A 13,967-nucleotide genomic window follows, 5' to 3' on the forward strand; every position below is an offset into this window, starting at 1 on the left:
GCTGGTTGGCTCACGGGGAGCCAACAATCAGGATTGCGGAATTTTTAAGTTTTGCCCCAGCATCACATTGCTCGACTTCATATTATTCGCCTGCATGATGGCTTTTGAGCTCACGCCATAGTGCGCGGCAATCGCCGTGAGGGAATCACCGCGCACCACTTTATGCCGGGTTGGACGACTCGCCGCCACGCTGACGCTGGATTTCGCGGGCACCTTCAGGCGCTGTCCCACCCAAACCACATCGCGTTTCAGGCTATTCATCTCACGTAACGTCGCCATGCTCACGCCATATTTTGCCGCGATGCCCGACAGCGTTTCGCCACGCGTGACGGTATGACGCTGCGTTGCACCGGTATATTGCACCGTGCCGGTCGCCGGGTTGCTGGCGACGCTAACCGCTGGTGCGCTGTCCAGCGGCCGGTTTTCCTCCTTTGGGATCGATTGCAGCGGATGCGTAAGGAAATAATTGCGCAGGCCTTTATAAATCGACTGAGCAATCTTCTCCTGATACGCGCTGCTGCCAAGCAGCCGCTCCTCCGCGGCATTACTAATAAAGCCGGTTTCGACCAGTAAAGAAGGAATATCCGGGGAACGTAAAACGCCAAGGCTGGCATGTTCCGGCAGACGCTTATGCAGCGGCGTAATACCGCGCAACTGCTGCAGGACTTTGACGGCGACGTCATAACCTACACGCTGTGAATGACCAAACTGCAAATCCAGCACTGCCTGGCTAAGATAGGGATCGGCCTGGCTGTTCGCCAGCAGATCCCCTGCGCCGCCCAGCAGCTCAGATTGTTTTTCTTTCTGTTCCAGCCAGTTCGCCATTTCGTTATTGGCGCGGCGGTTAGACAGCACCCAAACCGATGCGCCGGTGGCTGAGTGATTTGGCGCGGCGTCGGCATGAATGGATACCAGCAGGTTCGCGTTCTCTTTACGCGCCACTTCTGAGCGGCCCATTACCGAGATGAAATAGTCGCCGTTACGCGTCAGCACCGGTTTGAACATCGGATCCTGATCCATCAGCGCTTTCAACTTACGCGCAATTGAGATGGTGACATTTTTCTCGTGCAAACCGTGCTGGCCGGATGCGCCGGGATCCTGACCGCCGTGCCCGGCATCAATCGCCACAATTACCACATCGTTGCGACTAACCGAGTTGCCGGGACGCACGGTGGTATTGCTGCTGGTCACCGCTGTCACCTGATTGGCGTTGAACGGATTGCCCTGGCTGCTGCTCGGCTGGCTTTCACGCGCGGTGGCAACAGGCGCGGCAGCGGCCGGGCGCTTCGCTGGCTGCGTCCCACGAATGGTGAACACCACGCGATAATTACTGCCATCGCGCTGCGTGCTGGCGCGCGTCTGCGCGGGCTGCGTCAGTTCGAACACCAAACGCAGGCTTTGCTTATCCTTCGGCTGGCTATGGCGAATGCGCTGCACAATATTTTCGCCACTAAAATTGAGCGGCAAACCTTTAATCGCGCCGCTTTGACGAATATCCAGCACCACACGATTGGGATTGTGCAGCGGAAAAAAGCCATATACGGGCTGACCGTTAAAGCTCAGCGTGACGGTAGCCTGGCTATCGCCATTTTCGACTTTGATATCCGATAACGTGGCAGACAACGCCGAGGCAGAAAACAGGCACAGCAAGCCCAGTACAATGATTTTCATCCGTGACATCATGCCGGATCCCTGCCTTGCTGGAATTGGGTTAACAGCGCTTCGCCCGTGGCGGAAACCGCGCTTATTTCGGCTTCACGCGCCGCATCCACGTAGCGCAACGTCAGCGCTAAATCGGGTTCAGGCAGCACGCCGGTGCCCTGCTGCGGCCACTCCACCAGACAGAGCGCATCGCCGGTGAAATAGTCGCGGATGCCCATGAACTCCAACTCTTCGGGATCGGCAAGACGATAGAGATCGAAATGGTACAGCGTGCGAGAGCCGAGCTCGTAGGGCTCGACCAGCGTATACGTTGGGCTTTTTACATTGCCTTGATGGCCGAGCGCCTGCAGAAAACCACGGCTAAAGGTGGTCTTACCGGCACCCAAATCGCCATAAAGATAGATCACCAGCGCGCTGTTGCAGACGCGCGCCAATTGCGCACCCAGATTCAGGGTTGCCGCCTCATCGGGCAAAGGGATAACACAGGTCTTCATGCTTTATTGTTGGATCATCTCTGGATTAACAAACTGCCACAGCAGCTCGAACAAATCAGTGGCTAACATGCCGCGAGTACCGCGCTGACGCGCGACGGCATCGGCTGTTGCCCCATGCGCGACACAGCCTGCGCAGGCTGCATCAAGTAATGTAAGTTTCTGGCCGAGCAGAGCGGCAATAATCCCGCTCAGCACATCGCCCATGCCGCCAGACGCCATGCCCGCGTTGCCCACATCGGCAATGGCGATGTCACCCGCCGCGCTGGCAATCACCGTGCCCGCGCCTTTCAGAACCACCACGCCGCCGTAGCGTTTCGCCAAGGCGCGCGCAGCGTGTAAGCGGTCACTCTCAATCTCGCTGGTTTTCACCCCTAGCAAGCGCGCAGCTTCGCCGGGATGCGGCGTAATGATGCGATTCTGACGGTTATCCTGCTTGATTGCCAGCAGGTTAAGCGCATCCGCATCCCAAAGCATCGGCTTTTCACTGGCCGCGATCTTTTTCAGTGCCTTCTGAGCCCAATCGCGCTGGCCGAGCCCCGGCCCAACGGCGATCACATCCGCCCACTCCAGCGCCTGATCCAGCCGTTCATCGCTCAGCGCATCAACCATTAACTCCGGTCGCGCGGTGAGAATCGGGCCAATATTATCTTCATGTGTCAGCACGCGCACAAGTCCGGCGCCGGTTCGCAGGGCGGCTTCACCGGTCATGCGGATCGCGCCCGCCGTGCCGCTGTCACCGCCGACCACCAATAGCCGCCCCTGATCACCTTTATGTGAAGTAGCGCGACGTGGTTTCAGCCAGCACGTTAAATCCCCGGCGTCATAGCGTGAAATCGGTGCCTGCTCAGCGGCAAGATATGCCGACAAGCCCAACTCATGGTTGTGCAGAACGCCAACGTAATCGCGCGCCTTGCCGGTCAGTTGGCCGGGTTTCAGCGTAATCATGCTCAACGTGTGATCGGCGATGACCGTTTTGCCCGGCGCCGTGCCATTAGCCGCCAGCAAACCAGAGGGAATATCGATCGCCAGCACCGGTGCGGCATGCGCGTTGATGAGTGTGATCAGGCGATCGTAAGGATCGGCGGGCGCGCGATTCAGGCCGGTGCCGAGCAGCGCATCGACAATCACCTCAACCTGCTCCGGCCAGGGCGCATCCGCCGCGTGAATCACACCGCCCGCCGCCAGCCATGCGTCTTGCGCCTGCTGCGCCTCTTCTGGCAGAGCTTTACTGCCCGCACACGCCAGCAGCGTCACATTCAATCCTGCTGCCTGCGCCAGTCGCGCCACCACATAACCATCGCCGCCATTGTTGCCGTGCCCGCACAGGATCAACCAATGCTGCGCCTGCGGCCACAGCTGGCAGCCTAATTCATAGCTGGCCTGGCCAGCACGTTGCATCAGCTCAAACAGCGTTAAGCCCAGGCTATCGGCGGCATCGCGTTCCAGTTGCGCCATCGCCTGCGCAGGCCAGACAGAGTGTGTTAAACTGCGCGCGTTTGCTTCAATTGCCTGGTTTCTCATGTCATATCCTCTCGATCTTCAACAGCTCGCTGAACAAATTAAACAGTGGGGACGCGACCTCGGCTTCCAACAGGTCGGTATTTGCGATACCGATCTGAGCGCCGAAGAGCCCAAACTGCAGGCGTGGCTGGATAAGCAATATCATGGCGAGATGGATTGGATGGCGCGCCACGGCATGATGCGTGCGCGGCCGCATGAGCTGCTGCCTGGCACGCTGCGCGTGATTAGCGTACGCATGAATTACCTTCCAGCTAAAGCCGCCTTTGCCAGCACCTTAAAAAATCCGCAGCTGGGCTATGTAAGCCGCTATGCGCTGGGCCGCGACTATCACAAAGTATTGCGCAATCGACTGAAAAAGCTCGGAGAAATGATTCAGGCGCACTGTGGCGAACTCAATTTTCGTCCATTCGTCGATTCCGCACCGATTCTGGAACGCCCGATTGCCTCTAAAGCCGGTTTAGGCTGGACCGGCAAACATTCGCTGATCCTCAACCGTGAAGCGGGTTCGTGGTTCTTCCTCGGCGAACTGCTGATTGATCTGCCGTTACCGGTCGATCAGCCCCAGGAAGAGCAGTGTGGACGCTGTGTCGCCTGTATCACTATCTGCCCCACTTCCGCTATCGTCGAACCTTACGTGGTCGATGCGCGTCGCTGCATCTCCTATCTCACCATCGAGTTGGAAGGCGCAATTCCTGAAGAGTTCCGTCCGCTGATTGGTAATCGAATTTATGGCTGCGATGATTGCCAGCTGATCTGCCCGTGGAATCGTTACGGCCAGTTAACCGATGAAGATGATTTCTCGCCGCGCGCGGTGCTGCATGCGCCACCGCTCACCGATCTGTTCAAATGGGATGAAGCCAAATTTCTGCGTATCACCGAAGGTTCAGCGATTCGGCGTATTGGGCATTTGCGCTGGTTGCGAAATATTGCGGTGGCATTGGGTAATGCGCCCTGGGCAGAAGAAAATATGGCGGCATTAGCATTGCGCAGCGGCGAACATCCCCTGCTTGATGAGCATATTGAATGGGCGATTGCACAGCAGTTGCAGAAACGCGCGGCGCAAGCGGTAGAAGTGCAGCCAGCGAAGAAACAGCGGCTGGTGCGCGCGGTCGAAAAAGGCCTGCAACGTGATGCGTGATTGAGCAGTCGCACAGGATAAAACGCTTTTCCACATGCTGTGAATAAAATTATCCCACTGAATCGTGACGGAGATCGTAATTTCGTCTTAAGGGCAAGATCACAGTCTGAAATAGTTATAACCACTTAAAAATCAATCAATTAAGCGATTATTGTAAATATTCACGTCGTATTTAGCGCGCAGGGGTTTGTCCAGAGCTTGTGGATAACTCTGTTCAAAACAGTTTTAAACAACGGGGAAAACGCCGTCAGAAGCTTGCAGGCACATTGTGGATAACCTGTAAGATAACTGCATCAGACAACAAGCATTATCGCTGCTAGCGAGGCGTGCAAAATTTCCAGAAAAAAACGGTGTCGCATGCGATCAAAAAAGATCTGCAGCTGTTTTAATTCTGATTGCGCCTAAGGGCAAATAACATTAGTGAATATGAAAATCTGGAGCGGGAAACGAGACTCGAACTCGCGACCCCGACCTTGGCAAGGTCGTGCTCTACCAACTGAGCTATTCCCGCATAATCTTCGTATTTTAGTCTGCTACTGCGTTGGCTGCCTTCACTCACCCAGGTCACTTACTCATGTAAGCTCCCAGGGATTCGTTCAGTTGCCGCCTTGTTGCAAACTAAAATACTCGATTCTGACTCTTCGTATTTTTGTCACAACAATCACGCTAACGACTAAATCCGTGATTTGGATGGTTTACTACAAACTCTGGAGCGGGAAACGAGACTCGAACTCGCGACCCCGACCTTGGCAAGGTCGTGCTCTACCAACTGAGCTATTCCCGCATTAGAGGTTTACTACTCAACGAAAGTTTGGAGCGGGAAACGAGACTCGAACTCGCGACCCCGACCTTGGCAAGGTCGTGCTCTACCAACTGAGCTATTCCCGCATAATCATCGCCTGTTTATCTGCTGCTGCGTTGGCTGCCTTCACTCGCACAGGTCACTTACTGATGTAAGCTCGCTGTGACTCGTTCAGTTGCCGCCTTGCATCAAATAAATATGCTCGATTCTGAACTTCGCCGTTACTGCTTTTACTTTTTCGTTCCGAATTCCGAATCAAATTCTTCACCGGTACGGGGTGCGCATTATACGAGAAATCCTTTCAGTCGCAAGAGTCTAAAAGCAAAATTTTGCGCTTTCCGCGCGTTCGCTGCTTTTATCGACAACCTGATGATTTCCTGCGCACCCGCGGCGGTTAAAGCTGCAGGAAGTGCTCGCGATAGTACGCCAGCTCGGCGACGGACTCGCGAATATCATCCAGTGCCTGATGGCTACCGGACTTTTTAAAACCTGGCAAGATATCTGGTTTCCAGCGGCGCGCCAGCTCTTTCAGCGTGCTGACATCAAGATAGCGATAGTGGAAATAGGCTTCCAGTTCAGGCATGTACTTAAACAGGAAGCGACGATCCTGACCAATACTGTTGCCGCAAATCGGCGAGGTGTTCGCCGGCACCCACTGTTTCAGGAACTCGATGGTGGCCAGTTCCGCCGCACGGTCATCGTGCTCGCTGGCTTTGACGCGCGCCACCAATCCGCTATTGGTGTGCGTGCGCACGTTCCAGTCATCCATCAACGCCAACTGATCGTCAGATTGATGCACCGCGAACACCGGGCCTTCTGCCAGGATGTTAAGGTTGGCATCGGTCACGATGGTAGCGATCTCAATTATGCGATCGCGTTCCGGATCCAATCCGGTCATTTCGAGGTCGATCCAAATCAGGTTGTTTTCATTTCCAGCTGTCATGCGTTTCCCGCCTGTTGCCAAAGTCGTCATTAAACTCATTTCAGGTGTATCATAGACGTTTTGCCCAGCAGGGCGAAACCTGGCGAAAGCCGTGAGAGGATGCGTGAGTAAAAACAAACTGTCGAAAGGTCAACAACGTCGCGTAAGCGCCAACCATCAGCGTCGTCTGCAGCAACGGAGCGATAAGCCGGAGCCGGATGATAGTCTGTTTGGAGAAGCGGCTGATGGCGTGGTGATCAGCCGTTTCGGCATGCACGCAGACGTGGAAGATAGCGAAGGCGTTGTGCATCGCTGTAACATCCGCCGCACTATTCGCTCGCTGGTCACTGGCGATCGCGTTTTATGGCGCGCTGCCATTGGCGGCGGCAAAGGGATCGTCGAAGCGGTACACGAACGTAAGACGGTGCTTACGCGCCCAGACTTCTATGACGGCGTGAAGCCGATCGCCGCCAACATCGATCAGATCATTATCGTTTCGGCGATCCTGCCAGAGCTGTCACTCAACATCATCGATCGTTACCTGGTCGCCAGCGAAACCCTTGGCGTGGAACCGCTGCTGGTGCTCAACAAAACCGACCTTTTAGATGCCGAAGGCCGCGCGTTTGTTGATGAGCAGATGGAAATTTATCGCAACATTGGTTATCGCGTCTTGATGGTTTCCAGCCACGCCAAAGATGGCCTGGTTGAACTGGAAAGCGCCTTAACCGGCCGCGTCAGCATCTTTGCCGGCCAATCTGGCGTGGGTAAATCGAGCCTGCTTAATAACCTGCTTGGCCTGGAGGTAGCGGCTGAAATTCTGACCAACGATGTGTCGAACGTTTCTGGATTAGGTCAGCACACCACCACCGCGTCACGCCTTTACCACTTCCCGGCGGGCGGCGATGTGATCGATTCACCGGGCGTACGTGAGTTTGGTTTATGGCATCTGGAGCCGGAACAAGTGACGCGCGGCTTTGTCGAATTCCGTGAATTCCTTGGCGGTTGCCGTTTCCGCGACTGTAAGCACGATACCGATCCTGGCTGTGCCATTCGCGAAGCGGTAGAAGAGGGCAAGATTGATATCTCCCGCTTCGATAACTACCACCGAATTCTGGAAAGTATGGCGCAGGTAAAGACGCGTAAAAACTTTTCCTCCGACGCAGATTAAGCAGTACAACGGCACATTCGCCAACGCGCTGGGGCGCTGCTACAATCCGCCCCCTTTTTTGTTAACGACACGTAATTAAGCCAGGAGGCAACGGTGTTTGATCGTTTTAAACTCGGCCTGAATCATATTTTGCCTAAAAAAGGGCTCACCGAGCTCGCCGGTTGGGGTGCCAGCCGCCGTGGTGGCTGGCTCACTAAAGCGGTCATCGACCTATTTGTCTGGTACTACAAAGTGGATATGGCGGAAGCCAGCAAGCCACATACCGGCAGCTACCGCACCTTCAATGATTTCTTCGTGCGTCCGTTAAAAGAGGGCGCGCGTCCGATCGATACTGATGCCTCTTTACTGGCGCTGCCCGCCGATGGCGCGATCAGCCAGCTGGGCCGCATTGCCGGCGATCAGATCTTCCAGGCCAAAGGTCATACTTACAGCCTGCAGGCGCTGCTGGCCGGTAACGACGATCTGGCGGATCAGTTTCATGACGGCGAGTTTGTTACCACTTATCTCGCCCCGCGCGATTATCACCGCGTGCATATGCCGTGTAACGGCATCCTGCGCGAAATGATCTATGTGCCGGGCGATCTCTACTCCGTCAACCCGCTGACCGCACGTAACATCCCGAATTTGTTTGCGCGTAACGAGCGCGTGATCTGCGTATTCGATACCGATCATGGCCCGATGGTGCAGATCCTTGTCGGTGCCACCATTGTGGGTAGCATCGAAACCGTGTGGGCGGGCACCATTACGCCACCGCGCGAAGGTGTGATTAAACGCTGGCGCTATCCGTCTGCCGATCATGATGGTGCGGTGGTGCTGCTGAAAGGCCAGGAAATGGGTCGCTTCAAGTTGGGTTCAACGGTGATCAACCTGTTCGCGCCGAATCGCGTGAAGCTGGCAGAAAGCCTTGAAGCCGAAAGCAAAACCCGCCTCGGTCAGCCGCTGGCCATCGCCCTGCCTCAGCCTGGCGACAGCGTCTCACTTAGCAAATAACCCGGAATCTCTCCCGTGCGTGTTTTCCTCTCCTTGCTGCTGAGCCTTGTGCTCAGCAGTTCTGTATTTGCAGCCACCGTTCCGCAATCCAGCCAGCTAAAGCAGGAACTGGATGCGGCTAAATCGGCGAAAAGCTCACCCGCGCAAACTGAACAGGTGCAGGCGCTCGAATCGGCGATCAATTTCCTCAACGAGCGCGATGAGTCGCTGGAGCGCGCGAAGCAGTATCAGCAGGTGATTGATGATTTCCCGCGGCTGGCGCGCGAATTACGTCAGCAGATCGGCACGCTGACGGACAGCAGCAAGGCGGTGCGCAGCAATATGAGCAGCGCCGAGCTGGATCAGGAGCTGTTGCAGGTCAGCAGCCAGCTGCTGGAGGAAGGCCGCCAGGCGCAGCAGGAGCAGGATCGCGCGCGCGAGATCAGCGATTCACTGTCGCAGCTGCCGCAGCAGCAAACCGATGCACGCCGGGCGATGACCGAAAGCGATCGTCGCGCGCAGAGCGCTTCGACGGCGACTACGCCGCTGGCGCAGGCGCAGATTTACGCGCGTCAGGCGGAAAACGCCGCCAATAAAGCGCGCGTGGACGAGTTAGAGCTGGCGCAGCTTTCGGCGAATAACCGTCAGGAACTGGCGCGCATGCGCGCTGAGGTGCATCAGCGCAAAGCGACTCAACTGGATAACTATCTGCAGGCGCTGCGCAATCAGCTCAACAATCAGCGCCAGCGCGAAGCTGAACTGGCGCTGGAGCGCACCGAGCAGTTGGCGGAAAACAGCGGCGATCTGCCGAGTTCGATCAGCGATCAGTTCCGCGTTAACCGCGAACTCTCCGCAGACCTTAATCAACAAGCGCAGCGCATGGATTTAGTCGCTTCGCAGCAGCGTCTGGCCACCAATCAGACCTTGCAGGTGCGTCAGGCGCTGAGCACGTTGCGTGAGCAGTCGCAATGGCTGGGGGCGTCCAATCTGTTGGGCGAAGCCTTGCGTGCGCAGGTTGCCCGTCTGCCGGAGATGCCGAAATCTCAGCAGATCGACAGCGAAATGGGCCAGCTGCGGGTGCAGCGTCTGCATTATGAGGATCTGCTGGAGCGCCAGCAGGAACTGCGCAAAGCCAAACAGGATGACGGCACGCCGTTCAGCAGCGATCAGGTACGCATCCTCGAAGCGCAACTTAAAACCCAGCGCGAACTGCTGAACTCACTGATTTCCGGTTGCGATACGCTGATTCTGGAAATCACCAAGCTCAAAGTTTCCAATACACAGTTGCAGGATGCCTTAGCCGAAGTTAAAGATGCGACGCATCGCTATCTGTTCTGGACCGCTGACGTTAATACCATCGGCCTGAATTTCCCGGTGGAGATGGCGCAGGATCTCAAGCGTCTGTTGTCGCTGGATACCGCCGGCCAGCTCGGCAAAGCGCTGGCGATGATGTTTACCAATCGCGAAACCGTGTTACCGATTATTGGTGCGATTCTGCTGGTTGGCTTCAGCATCAGCTCACGTCGTCACTACAACGCCTTTATGGAGCGCTCCGCCAGCCGCGTCGGTAAAGTGACGCAGGACCGCTTCAGCCTGACGCTGCGCACGGTATTTTGGTCGATTCTGGTGGCGGTGCCGCTGCCGGTATTGTGGGCCGCGCTCGGTTACGGTTTACAGCATGCCTGGCCTTATCCATTCGCCGTGGCGATTGGCGATGGCATCACCGCCACGCTGCCGCTGCTGTGGGCCTTTATGATCAGCGCCGCGTTTGCACGTCCCGATGGCTTGTTTGTGGTGCATTTCCGTTGGCCGCAAGCGCGCGTGGCGCGTGCCATGCGCTATTACTCGCTGTCGGTGGGGCTGATTGTGCCGCTGATCATGCTGCTGATCGCCTTTGCCAATCTCGACGATCCGCAATTCTCCGGCACGCTGGGACGCGTGTGCTTCATCCTGATTTGTGGCGCGCTGAGTATCGTTACCGTTAGCCTGAAACGCGCCGGTATTCCGCTCTATCTGGATAAAGAGGGCAACGGCGATAACTTCGTAAACCGCATTTTGTGGAACCTGATGATTGCCCTGCCGCTGGTGGCTGCCCTCGCCTCCTGCATCGGTTATCTCGCCACCGCGCAGGCGCTGCTGGCGCGTCTGGAAACCTCGGTGGGCATCTGGTTCTTCCTGCTGGTGGTGTATCACATCATCCGCCGCTGGATGCTGATTCAGCGCCGCCGCATCGCCTTTGACCGTGCACGTCAGCGTCGTGCCGATATGCTGGCCAACCGCGCGCGCAGCGAAGAAGAGAAAGAGCAATCAACGCCAGCGAATGCTGACACCATTGAAATCGATGAGCCAAGCATTGATCTCGACGAGATCAGCGCACAGTCGCTGCGTCTGGTGCGTTCAATCCTGACGCTGATTGCGCTGGTTTCGGTGATTGTGCTGTGGTCAGAAATCCACTCGGCGTTTAGCTTCCTTGATAACATTCCGCTGTGGAATGCCAGCACCACCATTCAGGGCGTGGACAGCGTGCAGGCGATTACGCTGGGTGCGGTGTTGATTGCGATTCTGGTGCTGATCATCACCACGCAGCTGGTGCGTAACATGCCGGCGCTGCTGGAGCTGGCGCTGTTGCAGCATCTCAGTTTGGCGCCGGGCACCGGTTACGCCATTACCACTTTGACCAAGTATGCTTTGATGCTGATTGGCGGCTTGATTGGCTTCTCAATGATGGGCATTGAGTGGTCGAAGCTGCAGTGGCTGGTTGCTGCGTTGGGTCTGGGTTTGGGCTTCGGGATGCAGGAGATTTTCGCTAACTTTATCTCCGGCCTGATTATCCTGTTTGAGAAACCGATCCGTATTGGCGATACCGTGACCATTCGCGACCTGACGGGCAGCATCACGCGCATCAACACGCGTGCCACCACCATCACCGATTGGGACCGCAAAGAGATCATCGTGCCGAACAAGGCTTTCATTACTGAGCAGTTCGTGAACTGGTCGCTGTCGGATTCAGTGACGCGTGTGGTGTTGACGATTCCAGCGCCCGCCAGAGTCAACAGTGATGAAGTGACCAACATTCTTAAGCAGGCAGCCGATCGCTGCACCTACGTGCTCGATATGCCGGCGCCGGATGTGTTCCTGGTCGATCTGCAGCAAGGTATTCAGCTGTTTGAACTGCGCGTGCATGCGGCGGAGATGGGGCATCGCATGCCGCTGCGCCATGAACTGCATCAGCTGATTCTGCGCGGCTTTGAGGAGCACGGCATTGAGATGCCGTTCCCACCATTCCAGGTACGCATGGAGACGTTAGGAAAGCAAAACCCCGCGACTAACGGTGCGCCCGCCAATAAAACCTTCAAATCTGGCGGATTATAAAAACAAAACGCCCGGCAGATGCCGGGCGTTTTTTATTGCCGCTTAGAGTTCATCACTTCACAAACTCTTCGCCCTGCGAGATATCTTTCTTCAGCGTTTCCAGCATGCCGTTTAGCGCCTGCTGTTCAAAGGCACTCAGCGTGCCCAGCGGACGGCGTTCAACGATGCCGTTTTTGCCCAGCAGCAGCGGCTGCGAGAAGAAGCGGGCATATTCGCCATCGCCTTCCACATACGCGCACTCCACCACGTTGGCTTCGCCTTGCAGGGCACGAATCAATGACAGGCCAAAACGGGCCGCTGCCTGTCCCATCGACAGCGTCGCCGATCCGCCACCGGCTTTGGCTTCCACCACTTCGGTGCCCGCGTTCTGAATACGTTTGGTGAGATCCGCCACTTCCTGCTCGCTGAAGCTCACGCCTTTCACCTGCGACAGCAGCGGCAGAATCGTTACGCCGGAATGCCCGCCCACCACCGGCACTTCAATCTCGTTAGGCTGCTTGCCTTTTAACGCCGCGACAAAGGTATTGGCACGGATGATATCGAGGGTGGAAACGCCAAACAGGCGATTCTTGTCATACACGCCGGCTTTTTTTAGCACTTCGGCCGCAATCGCCACCGTCGTATTCACCGGATTGGTGATGACGCCAATCAGCGCTTTTGGCGCGGTACTGGCAACCTGTTCGATCAGGTTACGCACGATACCGGCGTTGACGTTAAACAGGTCGGCGCGATCCATGCCCGGCTTACGTGCCACACCCGCGGAGATCAGCACCACATCAGCACCATGCAGCGCAGGCGTAGCATCTTCACCGCTAAACCCTTCCACGGTGACTGCCGTTGGGATATGACTGAGATCGACCGCCACACCGGGCGTTACCGGGGCGATATCGTAAAGTGAGAGAGCTGAGCCTGCGGGTAATTGCGTTTTGAGCAGCAGTGCGAGCGCCTGGCCAATACCACCAGCGGCACCGAGAACGGCAACTTTCATCCTGAACTCCTTATTAAGGTGGGGCAGAGATATGCCGAAAATCCATCAGGTTACGAGTTTAATCAACTTCTCAGGCGATAGCGACTAAACCTGTCGCGCACTAAACACTACGCCGCAATCGGCTCCCGAGACATCTCCACTTCAGAAGTCGCCTGAATGATTCATTCGCAGCCAGAAGACAATGGACGGCAATGATCATCGATATTGTTGTTACCACTTCAATAATATAACAACTTTGCAACCTTCGCTTTGCGCGTCCACCCGCGATTTTGGTGCAACATCATATTCTGTTATGATGCCCGCCCCGCAGGTCATTACCGCGATTCTCTTACCAGACTTATTGCATAAAAATTCATCTAAATGCATAATAATTTATCTGCCGTGGGCCTGTTGCCCTCTGCAACCCCTTTTTAATTGGTAGCTTATGCGAAACCCATCGAAACAAGACGACTTGATTAAGGCGTTTAAAGCCTTATTGAAGGAAGAGAAATTCAGCTCCCAGGGCGAAATCGTGCAGGCGCTGCAGGAAGACGGCTTCGAGAATATTAATCAGTCCAAAGTTTCTCGCATGCTGACCAAGTTTGGCGCGGTGCGCACGCGCAACGCCAAGATGGAGATGGTTTACTGCCTGCCTGCTGAACTCGGCGTGCCCACCACCACCAGCCCGCTGAAGAATCTGGTGCTGGATATCGATTACAACGATGCGTTAGTGGTGATTCACACCAGTCCGGGCGCGGCGCAGCTGATTGCGCGCCTGCTGGATTCGCTGGGCAAAGCGGAAGGCATTCTCGGCACCATTGCCGGTGATGACACCATCTTTATTACCCCCGCGCGCACCTTCTCGGTAAAACAGCTGTACGACGCGATCCTGGTTTTATTCGAACAAGAGCTATAAAACCCTGCTGCATACCGGCAGTTCCTCTGCCGGTTA

General features: G+C 56.0%; 10 protein-coding genes and 3 tRNA genes. 5 read left to right on the forward strand and 8 right to left on the reverse strand.

The genetic code is table 11. The features are described 5' to 3' along the window. Positions 1–27: 27 nt before the first annotated feature. Genes amiB through nnr form a run of 3 tightly spaced genes read right to left on the reverse strand, consistent with a single transcriptional unit; the run spans position 28 to position 3,677 of the window. Entirely contained in the window at positions 28–1,683 is a 1,656-nt protein-coding gene (gene amiB / locus DEU53_RS13400; protein ID WP_110867438.1) for an N-acetylmuramoyl-L-alanine amidase AmiB, read from the reverse strand. Beyond that, positions 1,680–2,156, reverse strand: coding sequence for a tRNA (adenosine(37)-N6)-threonylcarbamoyltransferase complex ATPase subunit type 1 TsaE (gene tsaE / locus DEU53_RS13405; protein WP_061723444.1), 477 nt, complete (start codon positions 2,154–2,156; stop codon positions 1,680–1,682). Before tsaE ends, amiB begins: the two co-directional genes overlap by 4 nt. Positions 2,157–2,159: 3 nt before the next feature. Then, positions 2,160–3,677, reverse strand: coding sequence for a bifunctional ADP-dependent NAD(P)H-hydrate dehydratase/NAD(P)H-hydrate epimerase (nnr, locus tag DEU53_RS13410; RefSeq protein WP_110867439.1), 1,518 nt, complete (start codon positions 3,675–3,677; stop codon positions 2,160–2,162). Between nnr and queG the strand changes: the two genes are divergently transcribed. Then, positions 3,676–4,815 (forward strand): tRNA epoxyqueuosine(34) reductase QueG, encoded by a 1,140-nt coding sequence (gene queG, locus DEU53_RS13415; protein WP_110867440.1) that lies wholly within the window; start codon positions 3,676–3,678, stop codon positions 4,813–4,815. The genes nnr and queG overlap by 2 nt on opposite strands. Before the next feature lie 435 nt (positions 4,816–5,250). On the opposite strand, the gene DEU53_RS13420 is transcribed toward queG, so the two are convergent. The 4 genes from DEU53_RS13420 to orn all read right to left on the reverse strand — a co-directional run bounded on the left by DEU53_RS13420 (position 5,251) and on the right by orn (position 6,560). Continuing rightward, a tRNA-Gly gene (locus DEU53_RS13420) sits at positions 5,251–5,326 on the reverse strand. Positions 5,327–5,523: 197 nt separating this feature from the next. Further along, a tRNA-Gly gene (locus DEU53_RS13425) sits at positions 5,524–5,599 on the reverse strand. A 28-nt stretch (positions 5,600–5,627) separates the two neighbouring features. Continuing rightward, positions 5,628–5,703 (reverse strand) — tRNA-Gly (locus DEU53_RS13430). A gap of 308 nt (positions 5,704–6,011) precedes the next feature. Beyond that, the gene (orn, locus tag DEU53_RS13435; protein WP_101762856.1) at positions 6,012–6,560 is read right to left on the reverse strand and encodes an oligoribonuclease; all 549 of its coding nucleotides are present in this window, start codon (positions 6,558–6,560) and stop codon (positions 6,012–6,014) included. A gap of 103 nt (positions 6,561–6,663) precedes the next feature. Here orn and rsgA point away from each other — a divergent pair, with 103 nt between their 5' ends. The 3 genes from rsgA (at position 6,664) to mscM (ending at position 12,048) form a co-directional block, all read left to right on the forward strand. Further along, on the forward strand, positions 6,664–7,707 hold the full coding sequence (gene rsgA, locus DEU53_RS13440) for a small ribosomal subunit biogenesis GTPase RsgA (protein ID WP_101762855.1): 1,044 nt from the start codon (positions 6,664–6,666) through the stop codon (positions 7,705–7,707). Between the two features lie 93 nt (positions 7,708–7,800). Next, complete coding sequence (asd, locus tag DEU53_RS13445) at positions 7,801–8,697, forward strand: archaetidylserine decarboxylase (protein ID WP_101762854.1); 897 nt, start codon at positions 7,801–7,803, stop codon at positions 8,695–8,697. A 15-nt stretch (positions 8,698–8,712) separates the two neighbouring features. After that, positions 8,713–12,048, forward strand: coding sequence for a miniconductance mechanosensitive channel MscM (gene mscM, locus DEU53_RS13450; RefSeq protein WP_110867441.1), 3,336 nt, complete (start codon positions 8,713–8,715; stop codon positions 12,046–12,048). A gap of 52 nt (positions 12,049–12,100) precedes the next feature. Here the strand turns inward: mscM and mdh are convergent, their stop codons facing one another. Next, positions 12,101–13,036: a malate dehydrogenase gene (gene mdh, locus DEU53_RS13455; RefSeq protein WP_101762852.1), complete on the reverse strand. Its 936-nt coding sequence runs from the start codon at positions 13,034–13,036 to the stop codon at positions 12,101–12,103. 424 nt (positions 13,037–13,460) lie between these two features. Here mdh and argR point away from each other — a divergent pair, with 424 nt between their 5' ends. Further along, the gene (gene argR, locus DEU53_RS13460; protein ID WP_008101964.1) at positions 13,461–13,931 is read left to right on the forward strand and encodes a transcriptional regulator ArgR; all 471 of its coding nucleotides are present in this window, start codon (positions 13,461–13,463) and stop codon (positions 13,929–13,931) included. The last annotated feature ends 36 nt before the right edge of the window (positions 13,932–13,967 follow it).

It is taken from the genome of Pantoea sp. AG1095, assembly GCF_003208415.1.
In the GTDB taxonomy this organism is placed as follows: Bacteria; Pseudomonadota; Gammaproteobacteria; order Enterobacterales; family Enterobacteriaceae; genus Pantoea; species Pantoea leporis.

Bases quoted from the DNA above. Each gene is read 5' to 3' on its own strand.
- tsaE (WP_061723444.1), bottom strand. From the start codon at position 2,156: ATGAAGACCTGTGTTATCCCTTTGCCCGATGAGGCGGCAACCCTGAAT.
- argR (WP_008101964.1), top strand. From the start codon at position 13,461: ATGCGAAACCCATCGAAACAAGACGACTTGATTAAGGCGTTTAAAGCC.
- queG (WP_110867440.1), top strand. From the start codon at position 3,676: ATGTCATATCCTCTCGATCTTCAACAGCTCGCTGAACAAATTAAACAG.
- orn (WP_101762856.1), bottom strand. From the start codon at position 6,560: ATGACAGCTGGAAATGAAAACAACCTGATTTGGATCGACCTCGAAATG.
- mdh (WP_101762852.1), bottom strand. From the start codon at position 13,036: ATGAAAGTTGCCGTTCTCGGTGCCGCTGGTGGTATTGGCCAGGCGCTC.
- nnr (WP_110867439.1), bottom strand. From the start codon at position 3,677: ATGAGAAACCAGGCAATTGAAGCAAACGCGCGCAGTTTAACACACTCT.
- amiB (WP_110867438.1), bottom strand. From the start codon at position 1,683: ATGATGTCACGGATGAAAATCATTGTACTGGGCTTGCTGTGCCTGTTT.